Source organism: Pinisolibacter sp. DMC100 (assembly GCF_056313705.1).
Window position 1 is genome coordinate 1365291 of record NZ_JBQUZT010000001.1, and the last position, 15654, is coordinate 1380944.

Sequence of the window (15654 nt, forward strand, 5' to 3'; positions counted from 1 at the left end):
GTCCCACCGCCGTCACATGCACTCGCGACGTCGATCACCGGCCTTTACCGCAATCTAGGCACCAGTTTCGAACATTCCGTTAATGGAACCCGCCGGGAAGCCAATGAAACTGCCGGAAAACCCGCGACGGTTTGCGAAACGACGTCCCGGACGGCGGCGGCGAGGTCGAACGACCGCGAATTTCCGCAGTTTTTCTGTGGTTCTTCGAGATACCGAAGATTAACCCTGTTCTCCTTCCCGTGCAGAGCGGCCTTTCGGCATCGGTCTTGACCCGCCGGGGCGGGCACGGCACGGTCGGCGCGACGATCAGGGCGCCGAGGCGTCGATTCATCGTCTCCGAGCCTTCGCCGCCTCCGAAAGAACGTGGTCCGATGTCGCAAGAAGTGGAGCGCCGCGCCGACGTGGTGCCGCAGCCGTTCGATCTCGCAGAGTCCCTGCCCGACCGCCTCCGCGGTGGGCACGTCGCCATCGGCAACTTCGACGGTGTCCATCGTGGCCATCAGGCGGTGCTCGGCGCGGCTCTCGACCGGGCGCGGGCCGAGGGGAAGCCTGCCCTGGCGCTGACCTTCGAACCGCATCCGCGCACCTTCTTCGCGCCCGACCGGCCGGTCTTCCGCCTGACGCCGCCGGAAGCCAAGGCGCGGATCGTCGACGCCCTCGGGCTCGACGGGCTGGTGGTCGGGCGTTTCGACGCCGCCTTCGCCGCACTCTCGGCCGAGGACTTCGTCAGAGACGTGCTGATCGGCCGGCTCGGCGCTTCCAGCGTCACCATCGGCTGGGACTTCCAGTTCGGCCGCGACCGCCAGGGCACGCCCGGCTTCCTGCACGAGGCGGGACGACGCCACGGCTTCGGCGTCGACGTCGTCGAGCCCTTCGCCTGCGAGGGTGGCGAGCCGGTGTCGTCGAGCCGCATCCGTGCCGCGCTCGAGGCCGGCGATCTCGCCGAGGCGCACGGGCTGCTCGGCTATCGCTGGTTCGTCGAGGGCGAGATCGTCCACGGCGACGCCCGCGGCCGCCTGCTCGGCTTCCCGACCGCCAACATGCGGCTGCCCGAGAACTGCCGGCTGAAGCAGGGTGTGTGGGCGGTGACCTTCACCGTCGACGGTCTGACCCGACACGGGGTCGCCAACTGGGGCCGCCGGCCGCAGTTCGACGACGGCGCGCCGGTGCTCGAGACGCATGTCTTCGACTTCTCCGGCGATCTCTACGGCAAACGCGTCGACGTCGGCTTCGTCTCCTTCCTGCGGCCGGAGGCGAGATTCGCCTCGGTCGACGCGCTGGTGGCGCAGATGCATCTCGACGCCGCCGAGGCGCGCGCCGTTCTCTCCTCGATGTCGCCGGGCACCGCGCTCGACAGGGCTCTGGCGGGAGAGATCGCGTGACCCCCGGTTCCTCCTCGATCGTCCGCGGCATCACCATCATGACCGCGGCGATGCTGATCGTCCCGTCGATGGACGTGCTGGCCAAGGTCCTCACCCGTTCGATGCCGGCGATGGAAGTGGCCTTCGCCCGTTTCGTCGGCCAGCTCCTGGTCGCCACGCTCGTCGGCCTCGCCATCGGCGAAGGGCGGCGGCTGATGCCGCCCAAGCCCGCCGGCCATCTGCTGCGCGGCCTGTTCCTGGCGGCGACGTCGCTGCTGTTCTTCACCTCGCTCGCCACCATGCCGTTGACCGACGCGCTGGCCATCGCCTTCGCCGAGCCGATGATCCTGACCGCTGTGTCGCCCTGGCTCCTCGGCGAGACGGTCGGCTGGCGGCGCTGGGCGGCCTGCGGCGTCGGCTTCCTCGGCACGCTGGTCATCATTCGGCCGAGCTTCGAGCAGTTCGGTGCCACGGCGCTCCTGCCGCTCGCCGCCGCCTTCACCTTCGCCGGCTATCACGTCATGACGCGGCGCCTGTCGGGGCAGGGGACGCTGACCGCGGTGCAGTTCACCACCGGGCTGATCGGCACCGTGGCGCTCGGCATCGGACTCGCGGTCTCCTCGGGTGCCGGCTGGCTCTCCGGTCCGGTGGTGTGGCCGACGGGCTGGAGCTGGGCGATCTTCCTGTCGATCGGCGTCATCTCCTTCGTCACCCACGGGATGATCGTCACCGCCTTCGGCCATGCCCCGGCCGCGGTGCTGGCGCCCTTCGGCTATCTCGAGATCGTCTCGGCGACGGCGCTGTCCTATCTCGTCTTCGGCGATTTTCCCGATCGTCCGACCTGGGCCGGCATCGCGCTCATCGTCGCCTCGGGTCTCTACATCGTGCACCGCGAACGCATTCGCGGCATGTCGCGAGTGTTGCCGCCGACGGAGTGAAGCAAAGCGGCCACAGAGCTTCCCGCTCGAGACTTCGTGTTCGAATCCCTGATTGCATTTCCACGAAAACATGCAATCGTGACGTTTGGATACGCAGAACTGCGTTTGGGGGGATTACGTCATGCGTAAATCGTTCGTCTTTGCAACGATCGTCCTGCCGGCCGCCCTGATCGTCGGCTCGGCCTCGGCCGCCGATCTCTATCGTCCGGCCCCGTCGGCGGCGATGATGGAGCCGGCCGCGACGGCCTACAACTGGACCGGCTTCTATGCCGGCGCCCATCTCGGCGGCATCTGGTCGAAGACGCACTGGAGCGACTTCCCCGGCGCGGCCTTCGACCTCGACGGCGGCAGCGTGATCGGCGGCGTCCAGGCCGGTTACAACTACCAGATCAATGCCTTCGTGCTCGGCGGCGAGGTCGGCGTCAGCGCCCTCGACCTGTCGGCCAAGGGCCAGTGCTCGACCACGGCCGCCACCGAATGCCGGACGCGGCAGAACTGGATCGTCGATGCCCGTCTGAAGGCCGGCTACGCCTTCGACCGGCTGCTGGTCTACGGTACCGGCGGTGTCGCCTTCTCCGAGACCCGCAACGACCAGACCATCGGCGTCGTCCAGAGCTGGGGCGGTTCCTCGCGCGTCGGCTGGACCGCCGGTCTCGGCCTCGAATATGCCGTGACCAACAACTGGTCGGCCGGCATCGAGTGGAAGCACTACGACTTCGGCGCCGAGACCCGGACGGTCGCCGGCAACAATCCGCCGTCGATCCGCTTCCGTTCGACCTCGGACGCGGTGCTCGCCAAGGTCAACTATCGCTTCTGAGGCGCGCGGCGCCCTCGCGCCGGTTTCGCCCCCGCGTGCCCTGCCGGGTCCGCGGGGGTCGTCGTTCGTGCCCGCGCGCGGCCCTTCGCCTCTTCCGATCCTCGGCGTCTCCTGTTAGAACGCGGGCCATGACCCAGCGGCGAACCGACCGGACGGCGCTTCCGTCCCCGCGCCCGATCGCGCGAATTATCGGCCCGGACCTGCGCGCGCGCGCCTGACGCGACGCCGCCGGTTCGGGAACGACGTCGCGTGTCCCCGCGCGACACCCGCCCCAGAGGCCCCCTCGGCTCACGAGGCGCGGGCCTGCCCCAGACACGAGCGCTCTCTCGAGGACCCGAGATGACCGACAAGACCGTCGATTATTCCAAGACTCTCTTCCTGCCCAAGACCGATTTTCCGATGCGCGCCGGCCTGCCGGAGAACGAGCCGAAGATCCTGGCCAAGTGGAAGGACGCCGATCTCTATCGCGCCCAGCGTGCCGAGGCCGCCGGTCGGCCGAAGTTCGTGCTGCACGACGGCCCTCCCTATGCCAACGGCAACCTCCACATCGGCCACGCGCTGAACAAGATCCTCAAGGACGTGATCACCCGCCAGAAGCAGATGGAAGGGTTCGATTCGAACTACGTTCCGGGTTGGGACTGCCACGGTCTGCCGATCGAGTGGAAGATCGAGGAGAAGTATCGCGCCGCGGGCAAGAACAAGGACGAGGTGCCGATCAACGAGTTCCGCGCCGAGTGCCGGGCGTTTGCCGAGCACTGGGTGGGCGTGCAGTCGGCCGAGTTCCAGCGCCTCGGCGTGATCGGCGACTTCGAGAACCCCTATCTCACCATGGCCTACGAGGCCGAGGCGGTGATCGCCGGCGAGCTGCAGAAGTTCGCCGTCTCCGGCCAGCTCTATCGCGGCTCCAAGCCGGTGATGTGGTCGGTCGTCGAGCGCACCGCGCTGGCGGAAGCCGAGGTCGAGTATCAGGACTATCAGTCCGATACGATCTTCGTGAAGTTCCCGGTGCAGGGCGGCGACCTCGCCGGCGCCTCGGTCGTCATCTGGACGACCACGCCCTGGACCATCCCCGGCAACCGCGCCGTCTCCTTCTCCAACCGCATCGCATACGGTCTCTATGAAGTGACCGCGGCGCCGGCCGAGAACTGGGCGAAGGTCGAAGACAGGCTGATCCTCGCCGACAAGCTCGCCGAAGAGGTGATGAAGGCGGCCAAGGTCGAGAGCTTCGCCAAGGTCTGCGACGTGCCGGCCGCGACGCTGGCCGGTCTGACGCTCGCCCATCCGCTCGCCCATCTCGGCTACACGTTCACCGTCCCCATGCTCGACGGCGACCACGTCACCGACGACAGTGGCACCGGCTTCGTCCACACCGCGCCGGGCCACGGCCGCGAGGACTTCGAGATCTGGATGCACAATGCCCGCGCTCTCGAGCTGCGCGGCATCGATCCGGCGATCCCCTTCACCGTCGACGACGGCGGCTTCCTGACCGAGGACGCGCCGGGCTTCGTCGGCGCCTCGGTCATCACCGACAAGGGCGACAAGGGCGACGCCAACCCCCGCGTCATCGCCGCGCTGGTCGAGGCCGGCGCGCTGATCGCGCGTGGGCGGATGAAGCACCAGTATCCGCATTCCTGGCGCTCCAAGAAGCCGGTGATCTTCCGCAACACGCCGCAGTGGTTCGTCTACATGGACCGCCAGATCCGCGGGACTGACGCGGAAGCAGCGGGCTCGAACGAGCCCGACACGCTGCGCGCCCGCGCCCTCAAGGCGATCGCCGAGACCACCTTCTATCCCCCGGCGGGCCAGAACCGGCTGAACGGCATGATCGCCAATCGCCCGGATTGGGTTCTGTCGCGTCAGCGCGCCTGGGGCGTGCCGATCGCCGTCTTCCGCAACACCGCGACCGGCGAACTGGCGCCGGGACCGACGTTCGCCAAGAACGACGAGCTGCAGAAGCGCGTCTACGACGCCTTCCTCGCCCACGGCGCCGACGCCTGGTACGAGGCCGGCGCCAAGGAGCGCTTCCTCGGCGGGCTGGTCGACGATCTCGGCCCCTGGGAACAGGTGCGCGACATCCTCGACGTCTGGTTCGATTCGGGTTCGACCCACGCCTTCTGTCTGAAGAAGCGTCCGGACCTGAAGTGGCCGGCCGACATGTATCTCGAGGGTTCGGACCAGCATCGCGGCTGGTTCCATTCCTCGCTGCTCGAGAGCTGCGGCACCAACGGTCGCGCGCCCTACGACGCCGTGCTCACCCACGGCTTCGTCATGGCCGAGGACGGCCGCAAGATGTCGAAGTCGCTCGGCAACATCGTCGCGCCGCAGGACGTCATCAAGCAGTCCGGCGCCGACATCCTGCGTCTGTGGGTGATGACCTCCGACTATGCCGACGACCTGCGCATCGGCAAGGAGATCCTCCAGACCAACGTCGAGAGCTATCGCAAGATCCGCAACACCATCCGCTGGATGCTCGGCACGCTGGCCCATCACGATGCGGCCGGCGATCCGGCCTTCGGCGAATTGCCGGAACTCGAGCGGCTGATCCTGCATCGCCTCGTCGAGGTCTCCGACGCGGTGAAGGCGGGTTACGCGGCCTATGACTTCAAGAAGGTCGTCGGCGCCGTCCTGAACTTCATGGTGGTCGATCTCTCGGCCTTCTGGTTCGACGTCCGCAAGGACGCGCTCTACTGCGAGGCCAAGTCCTCGGCCAAGCGCCGCGGCGCGCTCTTCGTGGTCGATCGGCTGTTCGACGCGCTCGCCAAGTGGCTGGCGCCGATGCTGCCCTTCACCATGGAAGAGGCCTGGGGCCATCGCTTCCCCGGTGCCGGCTCGATCCATCTCGAGCTCTTCCCCGACGTGCCGGAGACCTGGCGCGACGACGCGCTCGCGGCGAAATGGGCGAAGATCCGCGATGTCCGTCGCGTCGTCACCGGCGCGCTCGAGATCGAGCGTGCCGCCAAGCGCATCGGCTCCAGCCTCGAGGCCGGCCCGGTCGTCCATGTGACGGACGCCGACCTGATGGCGGCGCTCGACGGCATCGACCTCGCCGAGGTGGCGATCACCTCGTCGATCGTGATCCGCGTCGACGAAGGCCCGGCCGAGGCCTTCCGCCTCGCCGACGTCGCCGGCGTCGCGGTGGTGCCGGTCAAGCTCGAGGGCACGCGCTGCGCCCGCTCGTGGCGGATCGTCGCGGATGTGGGCTCGGATCCGGAGTTCCCGGATCTCTCGGCCCGCGACGCGGCCGCCTATCGCGAGTGGCTCGCCGCGGAGGCCGCCTCGGCATGACCGTGTCGGCCCGCACCCTCGGTCTCGTGACGGCGGGGCTCGGCCTCGCCGTCGACCAGATCTCCAAGCTGTGGCTGGTCTACGGCTACGGGCTGGCCGAGAACGGTCCCGTGCGCCTCGCGCCCTTCGCCGAGTTCCGCCTCGTCTGGAACTACGGCATCTCCTATGGACTGTTCCAGCAGGACAATCCGTGGGGACGCTGGGTTCTGGTGGCCCTTGCGCTGGTCGCCTCCGTGGTGATGACGGTCTGGCTGTGGCGTTCGACGTCGATTCTGCTGGCGCTGTCGCTCGGCCTGCTGATCGGCGGGGCGATCGGCAACGCGATCGACCGGGCCTGGGCGGGGGCGGTCGTCGATTTCGTGCATCTCTTCCTGCCCGATCGCTCGCGTTCGTGGTACGTGTTCAACGCGGCGGACGTCTGGATCGTGGCGGGCGTGGTCGGTCTTCTGATCGATGCGTTCCGTTCCGGCCCCGAGGATGCCACAAAGTCAGGCTCTTCCTGAGCCGAAGAAGCCCGGCGGTCGCCGGGCAAGTCAGATGGCGACCGCAGGGTCGCGGGCGACCGGCGCGCGGCCGGTCGACAGGGAGAGGGTGTTCTGTGTCGACGAAGTATCGGTCCGGCGCCGTCGGCGCGCCAGTCGTCCTCCTCCTCGCCGCTCTGACGAGCGGCTGCGCCAGTTCCTCCGACGGTTTCGTGCCCGAAGGCGCCGACGAGGACACGACGCTCGAGCAGAACGCCATCAAGGGCGTCATGCAGGGTCTCGGCGCGATCGACACCAACGAACGTCCGGTCGAGTACAAGCCGCGCGCGCCGCTCGTGGTGCCGCCGACCAAGGCGCTGCCCTCGCCGCGCACCGCCGCCGTCGGCGACCCGCGCTTCCCGCGCAACCCGGAAGACGTCGCCGACGAGCAGCGCCGTGCCGCGCGCGACGGCGACAAGGGCACCGACGGCCGCATCATGTCGCCCGAGGAACTCGCCCGCTGGCGCATGCAGAACGGCGCCGCCGGTCCGACCTCGGCGTCGGTCGACACCAGCCGCCCGCTGAAGCCGGACGAACTGCGTGGTCAGGGCATGGCCAACGAAGAGGCGATCAAGCGCGCCGCCAATCCGGGCGGTCGCAAGACGCTGATCGAGCCGCCCGACCAGTATCGCAAGCCCTCGCCCAACGCCCCGGTCGCGGCACCGGAGGAGAAGTCCTCCTGGAAGCCGTCCTGGCTGCCGTTCTGATCGAGACGACGGCGGTCGGATCGCCGGCCGCCCTGCATCTGTTCCAGGAGGTTCGGTTCTTGCCGCGCTCGCTCGGGCGATTCGTCGCCGTCTCCGTCCTCGCCGCCACGCTCGCCGCACCGGCGTTCGCCGAAGGTCCGGTCACGCCCCCGCCCGCCACGACCGCGCCGGCCGCTTCCGCCGCCGCCCCGGTCATCGGCGCCAACGTCTCGACCTTCCAGCTGCCGAACGGGCTGACCGTCGTGGTCATCCCCGACCGCCGCGCCGCGGTCGTGACCCACATGGTGTGGTACCGCGCCGGCTCGGCCGACGAACCGGCCGGCAAGTCGGGCATCGCCCACTATCTCGAACATCTGATGTTCAAGGGCACCAAGGCCAACCCGGGCGGCACCTTCTCCAACAAGGTCGCCGCGATCGGCGGCCAGGAGAACGCCTTCACCTCGTGGGACTACACCGCCTATTACCAGCGGGTCGCCAAGGAGCATCTCGGGCTGGTCATGAGCCTCGAGGCCGATCGGATGCAGAACCTCGCGCTCGATCCGGCGACCGCCGCGCCCGAACTCAAGGTCGTGCTCGAGGAGCGCTCGATGCGCACCGACAACGATCCCTCCGCCAAACTCGGCGAGGCGGTCGACGCGGCGCTGCACCCCGGCCATCCCTACCGCATCCCGGTGATCGGCTGGCGCTCGGAGATCGAGAAGCTGACGGTCGACGACGCCAAGGCCTTCTACGATCGCTTCTACACGCCCAACAACGCGGTGCTGGTGGTGGCCGGCGACGTCGACGAGGTGGCGGTGCGCGATCTGGCGCTGACCCACTACGGTCGGGTGCCCCGCCGCGCCGAACCGCCGAAGCGGTCGCGCCCGAAGGACCCGGAGGCGGTCGCCTCGATCACCGTGTCGCTCGCCGACGAACTGGTCAACCAGCCGTCGTGGCGGCGGATGTGGCGGGTGCCGTCGAGCCACACCGCCGAGCCCGGCCAGTCCGAGACGCTGGAACTGCTCGCCGACGCGCTCGGCGGCGGCGCCACCAGCCGGCTCTACCGCACCATCGTCATCGAGAAGCAGCTCGCCAGCAACGTCGGCGCCTTCTACCAGAGCGACGCGCTCGACGACGGCCGCTTCGTCGTCGCCGCCAGCCCGCGCGACGGCGTCTCCTTCGACGCGCTGTCGAGGGCGATCGAGGCGGTGATCGCCGACGTCGCCGAGAAGGGCGTGCCGGACGAGGAGGTCGCCCGCTCCAAGTCCAAGGTCTATGCCGAGGCGATCAAGGTGCAGGACAACCAGGCCTCGCTCGCCCGCCTGTTCGGCGCCGAGATGGCGACCGGCGGCAACGTCGACCTCGTCCGCAACTGGCCCTCGCGCATCCGCGCGGTCGAACCGGAAGCGATCAAGGCGGCGGCGGCCAAGTGGCTGGCACCGCAGGGTGCCGTCACCGGCGAACTGAAGAGCGCGCCGCCCTCCGGCAAGCCGCGGCCGCGCGCCGCCTTCCCGGTCGGGGGCGGCCCGATGGGCGGGGGACCGATCCGCTACGCCGAGCCGCCGGCCGGCTTCGCCACGCTCGACGCCCTCCGTTGAACCGCACGAGGATCGCGATCATGACCTTCTTCGCCTCCCGCCTGCGGTACGCCACGGCGGCCCTCGTCGTCGGCCTCGGTCTTCTCGCCGCCGCGACCCCCGCCTCGGCCGGCCGCATCCAGCGCGTCGTCAGCCCCTCGGGCATCGAGGCCTGGCTGGTCGAGGAACACGCGGTTCCGATCGTCGCGTTGGATTTCTCCTTCCTCGGCGGCTCGACCCAGGACGCACCGGGCAAGGAGGGCACCGTCAACCTCCTGTCGAGCCTGCTCGACGAGGGCGCCGGCGACATCCCCTCGCAGGCCTTCCAGAAGCGCCTCGAGGAACTGTCGATCGACCTCTCCTTCTCCGACGAGCTCGACCGCTTCTCCGGCGAGATGAAGGTCCTGTCGGAGAACCGCGCCGCCGCCTTCGATCTGCTGGCCCTGGCGCTCGCCAAGCCGCGCTTCGACGCCGAAGCGGTGGAGCGCATGCGGGTCCAGACGATCACCGGCATCCGCCGCGCCGCGCGCAATCCCGACGCCGTCGCCGCCCGGACCTGGGCGAAGACCGTGTTCCCCGACCACCCCTATGCCCGTCCGGGCGAGGGTACCGAGGCCTCGGTCGCCACCATCTCGGTCGCCGATCTGAAGAAGGCCCATGCCGAGATCTTCACCCGCAAGGGTCTGAAGATCGCCGTCGTCGGCGACATCGACGCGGCGACGCTCGCCCCGGCGCTCGACAGGATCTTCGGCGCGTTGCCGGCGGAGGGAAAGCTCGTCGCCGTCGCCGACGTGGTGCCGAAGGCCGGCGTCACGGCGCGCGAGGCGATGGACGTGCCGCAGGCCGCCGTCCGCTTCGGCGGGCCGGGGCTCAAGCGGGCCGATCCCGACTTCATGGCCGCCTATGTGATGAACCACATCCTCGGCGGCGGCACCTTCTCGTCCTGGCTCTACCAGGAGGTCCGCGAGAAGCGCGGTCTCGCCTATTCGGTGGCGACCGGCCTCGCGCCGCAGATGCACGCCGGCCAGTTCGTCGGCGCCCTCGGCACCTCGGCCGACAAGGTCGACGAGACGATGGCGATCGTGCGCAAGGAACTCGAACGGATGCGCGATCAGGGGCCGACGGTCGCCGAACTCGCCGCCGCCAAGGCCTATCTGATCGGCTCCTATCCGCTGCGCTTCGACACGTCGGACAAGATCGCCGGCGCCGTCCTCGGCATCCAGATCGAGGATCTCGGCATCGACTACATCGACCGGCGCAACGCGATGATCGAGGCGGTGACGCTCGACGACGTCAAGCGGGCGGCCAGGCGCATCCTCGCCGAGGCCCCGAGCGTCGTCGTGGTCGGCCCGGTCTCGACCCCCGCCGGCGCCGCGCCGGTCCCGACGCCGAAGCCCGCCGATCCGGCGAAGAAGTGAGCGGAGCCGGGGGCCGGCGTCCGCAACGGGCCTTGCCCGGCCGCATGCGCGATCCCCGTTGCCTCGCCGCGCGGTTGCGGCTCTACTCCGACGGGGAGGGCCGGTTGCCCTCCGATCCGGGTCGGAGGACACCATGTCTCGCAGCATTGCGCTCGCCGCTCTTCTCGCCGCCGTCGCCGTGCCGGCGCTCGCCAACGACAGTACCGCGGAACTCGGCCTCGGCGGCCTGGTCCTGACGAAGTCGGACGCGATCGTCATGCAGTCGGAAGATCTCTTCATCTCCGAAGAGAAGGTCACCGTCGACTACGTCTTCCTCAACACGTCGTCCGCCGACATCGAGACGGTGGTCGCCTTCCCGCTGCCCGACATCGAGAACGGCATCGAGAAGCCGGCCTACGACTTCACCGGCGAACTCGGCTTCCGCACGCTGGTCGACGGCAAGCCGGCCGATCTGACGCTGACCCAGACCGCGGTGCTGAAGGGGCGCGACGTCACCGAGCGGCTGAAGGCGGCGAAGATCCCGCTGATGCCGGTCTGGGAGAAATACGACGCGGCGGTGAAGGCGCTCACCCCCGCCGAGCGCGAGGCGCTGGTCGCCGAAGGCCTGATCGAGGACGGTCAGTCGACCCCGCCGAGCTGGACGCCGCTGTGGACGACGAAGACCGCCGTCAGCCGCACCCAGGTCTTCCCGGCCGGGCGCCCGATCCGGGTGTCGCATGCCTACAAGCCCTTCGTCGGCGGCTCGGTCGGCTCGATCCTCAAGAAGGATCTGCGCACGGTGAAGGACTTCGCCGGGGACGTCGCCGCCTACCGCGCCAAGTTCTGCATCGACGACGACTTCGTCCGCGGCTTCGACGCCGGCGTGACCAGGAAGGACAGCTATCGCCCCGATCTCTGGATCGCCTACGTGCTGACGTCGGGCGCGAACTGGAAGGGCCCGATCGGCGACTTCCGAATGGTGATCGACAAGGGCGACCCGAAGAATCTGGTGTCCTTCTGCGGCACCGGGGTGAAGAAGATCGCCCCGACCCGCTTCGAGGTCCGCTACCAGAACTTCACGCCGAAGCGGGACGTCAACGTGCTGATCGTCAAGCCGGCGATCACGTATTGAGGGGGGCGCCGCGGAGGTTCCCTTCTCCGGCGAGGGAACCTCTGCGCTGTCCGACGGAGGTTCGGTCGACGTCCGTGCGCGATCCTTCGAGACGCGCCTGCGGCGCTCCTCAGGATGAGGCGTCGGAGATTTCCTCTGCAAACACGAGCGCCTCATGCTGAGGAGGCGCGCCGTGCGCGCCGTCTCGAAGCATCGCGCACAGCGTCGAATTCGGCTCGGCGGAATTGCGCGAAGGTCCCGCTAGGGGAGAAGGGGGCCCTGCCGCGGCGCGGGCGCCGCCCCTCACTGGAACGCCACTTCCTCGAAGCTCCTGAGCTTGCGGGAGTGGATCTTCTCCGCCGGTTGCGAGCGGAGCTTCTCCATGGCGCGGATGCCGATCTCGAGGTGCTGGCCGACCTGGCGGCGATAGAACTCGCTCGCCATGCCGGGCAGTTTCAGCTCGCCGTGCAGCGGCTTGTCGGAGACGCAGAGCAGCGTGCCGTAGGGCACGCGGAAGCGGAACCCGTTGGCGGCGATCGTCGCCGATTCCATGTCGAGGGCGATGGCGCGCGACTGCGAGAAGCGCTCGACCAGTTCCTGCTGGTCGCGCAGTTCCCAGTTGCGGTTGTCGATCGTCGCGACGGTGCCCGTCCGCATGATCGTCTTCAGCTCGAAGCCGGCGAGCCCGGTCACCTCCGCCACCGCCTGCTCGAGCGCCACCTGGATCTCGGCGAGCGCCGGGACGGGGGCCCACAGCGGCAGGTCGGCGTCGAGCACGTGGTCGTCGCGGACATAGGCGTGGGCGAGCACGTAGTCGCCGAGCTTCTGGGTGTTCCTCAGGCCGGCGCAGTGGCCGAGCATGATCCAGGCGTGCGGCCGCAGCACCGCGACGTGGTCGGTCGCCGTCTTGGCGTTCGACGGGCCGATGCCGATGTTGACCATGGTGATGCCGGCGTGTCCGGGCCGGACGAGGTGATAGGCCGGCATCTGCGGCGCCCGCGGCGGCTGGGTGCCCTCCGGCACCGTCTCGCCCGGCCGCCAGACGACGTTGCCCGGCTCGACGAAGGCGGTGAAGCCGCGTTCGGGCTCGTCGAGCGCGCGCCTGGCGAAGGCGACGAACTCGTCGACGTAGAACTGGTAGTTGGTGAAGAGCACGTAGTTCTGGAAATGCAGCGGCGCCGTCGCGGTGTAGTGCTGCAGGCGGGCGAGCGAATAGTCGATGCGCGGCGCCGTGAAGGGCGCGAGCGGCGCCGCCTCGCCGTTCTTCGCCGTCCAGGTGCCGTTGACGATGGCGTCGTCGGTGACGGCGAGATCCGGCACGTCGAAGACGTCGCGCAGGGGCCGGCCGATCTTCTCCTCGACGTCGCCGTTGATCGAGACGTCGCTGGTCAGGGCGAAATGCAGCGGGATCGGCTGTTCCGAGACGCCGATCTCGACCGGAACGCCGTGATTGGCGAGCAGCTGCTCGATCTGGATCGTCAGGTAGCGGCGGAAGAGATTCGGCCGCGTCACGGTGGTGGCATAGCGCCCCGGTCCCTGCACGTAGCCGAAGGCGAGGCGGGAATCGAGCCGGGCATGGGTGTCGATGGCGATGCGGATCTCGGGGTAGAAGGCGCGGATGCGCGCGCTCACCTCGCCGCTCTCCGCCACCTCGCGGAAGCGGCGCGAGAGGAAGGCGATCGCCTCGCCGTAGAGCGCCTCGAGCCGTGCCACGGCGGCGACCGCGTCGGTGAAGAAGGCCGGCGCCGGCACCGCCGGGGTCTCGACGGTCGTCCCCAAGGGAACGCCCTGACCGATCGTCTGCATCGCTCCTCCTTCCGCGGGCGGTCTCCCGCCGCCTCGCGTGTCGTGTTTCCTCAGGCGGCGACGGCGAAGCCCTGGGCCGCCAGCACCGCCGCGAGGTCGTCCATGCGCGAGAAGATCGCCCGCGCTCCCGCCGCCGTCAGCCGCTCGTCGTGACCGGGGGTGACGTGGCTGCCGCCGACGAAGCCGACGACCGCCATCCCGGCCCGCCGGGCCGCGGTGACGCCGGCGATCGAATCCTCGATCACCACGATGTCGGCCGGGTCGGCGCCCATCTGCGAGGCGGCGAGCAGGAAGACGTCCGGCGCCGGCTTCGGCCGCTTGACCAGGCTCGCCGAGAAGACGTTGCCGTCGAAGAGGTCGGCCAGCCCGGCGGTGCCGAGATTGGTGACGAGCGAATGCATCTGCGTCGACGAGGCGACGCAATAGGGGATCGACCGCGCCCGGATCGCCTCGAGCGCCTTGCGCGCGCCGGGGATCGCCTCGAGATCGTCGGCGAAGACCTCGCGCACGCGAACGAGGAAGGCCTCGAAGAAGCCGGGCGGCAGCGGCTTACCGAGTTCCTTCTCGAGCGTCGCCCACACCTCGCGGGTGGTGACGCCGGCGAAGCGGCGGCAGATCTCTTCCGTGGTCATCGGCAGGCCGAGTTCGGTCACGGCTTCCGCCTCGAGGCGCGCGGCGACGACCTCGCTGTCGATGAGGACGCCGTCGCAATCGAAGATGACGAGCATGTCTGGTCCCGAGTCGGGGGTGGATGTCTCGTTCCTTTGTAGGGGGGCGATGCGACGGTTGGAAGAGCGCGCCGCGCACCCCGGCCTCCCGCGGCGCCGTGCCCGATGCTCTTTACCTCGCCTTTACCGCGATCGGTAACCATGACGCCATCGAGTAGCCGCGTAACTCAGGCGAGCGTGTTCATGTCCCAGTCGCGTATCCGGACGGCCCGAACGGGCTCGCCTGCCTCTCTCTCGACGCCGCATGCGCGCGCCGATTTCCTCGATCGGATCCTGATCGGGGACTGCGTCGCGGAGCTCGAGAAACTGCCGTCGGCCTCGGTCGATCTGGTCTTCGCCGACCCGCCCTACAATCTGCAGCTCGCCGGTGCCCTCCATCGTCCCGACCAGAGCCTGGTCGACGCGGTCGACGACGCCTGGGACCAGTTCGAGAGCTTCGAGGCCTACGACGCCTTCACCCGTGCCTGGCTGCTGGCGGTGCGGCGCGTCCTGAAGCCCGACGGCACGCTGTGGGTCATCGGCAGCTACCACAACATCTTCCGCGTCGGCGCCATCCTCCAGGACCTCGGCTTCTGGATCCTCAACGACGTGGTGTGGCGCAAGACCAACCCGATGCCCAACTTCAAGGGCAAGCGCTTCCAGAACGCCCACGAGACGCTGATCTGGGCCGGTCGCGACAAGAACGCCAAGAAGTACACGTTCAACTACGACGCGCTGAAGGCCTTCAACGAAGACACCCAGATGCGCTCGGACTGGACGATCCCGATCTGCAACGGCGGCGAGCGTCTGAAGGACTCCGCCGGCGACAAGGTCCACCCGACCCAGAAGCCGGAAGGCCTGCTGCACCGGGTGCTGCTCGCCTCGTCGAACCCCGGCGACGTGGTGCTCGATCCCTTCTTCGGCACCGGCACGACCGGGGCGGTGGCCAAGCGCCTCGGCCGCCGCTTCGTCGGCGTCGAGCGCGACCGCACCTATGCCGCGGCGGCGGAGGCCCGCATCGCCGCGGTCGAGCCCTTCGACGCGACGGCCCTGTCGCTGGTCAAGGGCAAGCGCGCCGAGGCGCGCATCCCCTTCGGCGCCCTGATCGAGACCGGCCTGATCACCCCCGGCGAAGTGCTGTTCGACGCCAAGGGCCGCCATCTCGCCACCGTCCGCATCGACGGCAGCCTCGAGGCGCCTGGCCATGCCGCCGGCTCGATCCACCGGGTCGGCGCGCTCGTCCAGGGCGCGGAGGCCTGCAACGGCTGGACCTTCTGGCACGCCTCGCGCGATGGCCGGCCGCTGGTGATCGACGAGCTGCGCAAGGAATGGCGCGCCCGCCACGGCGACGCCGCCTGACCCATCGTTCCGAGAACGACGCGCCGTCCCCCCCTGTGGCGCACGTTGCTCGACGAAACGCCCCGGGAGCGATCCCGGGGCGCTTTCGT

General features: G+C 69.3%; 12 protein-coding genes. 10 read left to right on the forward strand and 2 right to left on the reverse strand.

Going from position 1 to position 15654, the window contains the following annotated elements; translation table 11 throughout:
• Positions 1 to 371 precede the first annotated feature (371 nt).
• The 9 genes from ACT541_RS06270 (at position 372) to ACT541_RS06310 (ending at position 11714) form a co-directional block, all read left to right on the forward strand.
• Positions 372 to 1382, forward strand: a complete 1011-nt coding sequence (locus ACT541_RS06270) for a bifunctional riboflavin kinase/FAD synthetase (protein WP_476135149.1) — start codon at positions 372 to 374, stop codon at positions 1380 to 1382.
• The gene (locus ACT541_RS06275) at positions 1379 to 2299 is read left to right on the forward strand and encodes a DMT family transporter (protein WP_476135151.1); all 921 of its coding nucleotides are present in this window, start codon (positions 1379 to 1381) and stop codon (positions 2297 to 2299) included. Before ACT541_RS06270 ends, ACT541_RS06275 begins: the two co-directional genes overlap by 4 nt.
• 121 nt (positions 2300 to 2420) lie before the next feature.
• Positions 2421 to 3116 (forward strand): outer membrane protein, encoded by a 696-nt coding sequence (locus ACT541_RS06280; protein WP_476135153.1) that lies wholly within the window; start codon positions 2421 to 2423, stop codon positions 3114 to 3116.
• A gap of 339 nt (positions 3117 to 3455) precedes the next feature.
• On the forward strand, positions 3456 to 6401 hold the full coding sequence (gene ileS, locus ACT541_RS06285) for an isoleucine--tRNA ligase (protein ID WP_476135155.1): 2946 nt from the start codon (positions 3456 to 3458) through the stop codon (positions 6399 to 6401).
• Positions 6398 to 6904: a signal peptidase II gene (gene lspA / locus ACT541_RS06290; protein WP_476135156.1), complete on the forward strand. Its 507-nt coding sequence runs from the start codon at positions 6398 to 6400 to the stop codon at positions 6902 to 6904. Before ileS ends, lspA begins: the two co-directional genes overlap by 4 nt.
• 95 nt (positions 6905 to 6999) lie before the next feature.
• Positions 7000 to 7629 carry a hypothetical protein gene (locus ACT541_RS06295; protein ID WP_476135158.1) on the forward strand — a complete coding sequence of 210 codons (630 nt, stop codon included), beginning with the start codon at positions 7000 to 7002 and terminating at the stop codon, positions 7627 to 7629.
• Between the two features lie 59 nt (positions 7630 to 7688).
• The gene (locus ACT541_RS06300) at positions 7689 to 9206 is read left to right on the forward strand and encodes a M16 family metallopeptidase (RefSeq protein ID WP_476135159.1); all 1518 of its coding nucleotides are present in this window, start codon (positions 7689 to 7691) and stop codon (positions 9204 to 9206) included.
• Between the two features lie 20 nt (positions 9207 to 9226).
• Positions 9227 to 10603 carry a M16 family metallopeptidase gene (locus tag ACT541_RS06305; RefSeq protein WP_476135160.1) on the forward strand — a complete coding sequence of 459 codons (1377 nt, stop codon included), beginning with the start codon at positions 9227 to 9229 and terminating at the stop codon, positions 10601 to 10603.
• A 133-nt stretch (positions 10604 to 10736) separates the two neighbouring features.
• On the forward strand, positions 10737 to 11714 hold the full coding sequence (locus tag ACT541_RS06310; RefSeq protein ID WP_476135162.1) for a DUF4424 family protein: 978 nt from the start codon (positions 10737 to 10739) through the stop codon (positions 11712 to 11714).
• A 282-nt stretch (positions 11715 to 11996) separates the two neighbouring features.
• Here ACT541_RS06310 and ACT541_RS06315 read toward each other — a convergent pair whose 3' ends face one another.
• Positions 11997 to 13499: an AMP nucleosidase gene (locus ACT541_RS06315; RefSeq protein ID WP_476135163.1), complete on the reverse strand. Its 1503-nt coding sequence runs from the start codon at positions 13497 to 13499 to the stop codon at positions 11997 to 11999.
• 50 nt (positions 13500 to 13549) lie between these two features.
• Complete coding sequence (locus ACT541_RS06320) at positions 13550 to 14227, reverse strand: HAD family hydrolase (RefSeq protein ID WP_476135165.1); 678 nt, start codon at positions 14225 to 14227, stop codon at positions 13550 to 13552.
• A gap of 183 nt (positions 14228 to 14410) precedes the next feature.
• Between ACT541_RS06320 and ACT541_RS06325 the strand changes: the two genes are divergently transcribed.
• Entirely contained in the window at positions 14411 to 15565 is a 1155-nt protein-coding gene (locus ACT541_RS06325) for a DNA methyltransferase (protein WP_476135167.1), read from the forward strand.
• Positions 15566 to 15654: the final 89 nt, after the last annotated feature.

What these genes read in the sequence shown, in the direction of transcription:
- lspA (WP_476135156.1), top strand. Translation starts at nt 6,398, where the DNA reads ATGACCGTGTCGGCCCGCACCCTCGGTCTCGTGACGGCGGGGCTCGGC.
- ACT541_RS06325 (WP_476135167.1), top strand. Translation starts at nt 14,411, where the DNA reads ATGTCCCAGTCGCGTATCCGGACGGCCCGAACGGGCTCGCCTGCCTCT.
- ileS (WP_476135155.1), top strand. Translation starts at nt 3,456, where the DNA reads ATGACCGACAAGACCGTCGATTATTCCAAGACTCTCTTCCTGCCCAAG.
- ACT541_RS06280 (WP_476135153.1), top strand. Translation starts at nt 2,421, where the DNA reads ATGCGTAAATCGTTCGTCTTTGCAACGATCGTCCTGCCGGCCGCCCTG.
- ACT541_RS06315 (WP_476135163.1), bottom strand. Translation starts at nt 13,499, where the DNA reads ATGCAGACGATCGGTCAGGGCGTTCCCTTGGGGACGACCGTCGAGACC.
- ACT541_RS06310 (WP_476135162.1), top strand. Translation starts at nt 10,737, where the DNA reads ATGTCTCGCAGCATTGCGCTCGCCGCTCTTCTCGCCGCCGTCGCCGTG.
- ACT541_RS06305 (WP_476135160.1), top strand. Translation starts at nt 9,227, where the DNA reads ATGACCTTCTTCGCCTCCCGCCTGCGGTACGCCACGGCGGCCCTCGTC.
- ACT541_RS06320 (WP_476135165.1), bottom strand. Translation starts at nt 14,227, where the DNA reads ATGCTCGTCATCTTCGATTGCGACGGCGTCCTCATCGACAGCGAGGTC.
- ACT541_RS06270 (WP_476135149.1), top strand. Translation starts at nt 372, where the DNA reads ATGTCGCAAGAAGTGGAGCGCCGCGCCGACGTGGTGCCGCAGCCGTTC.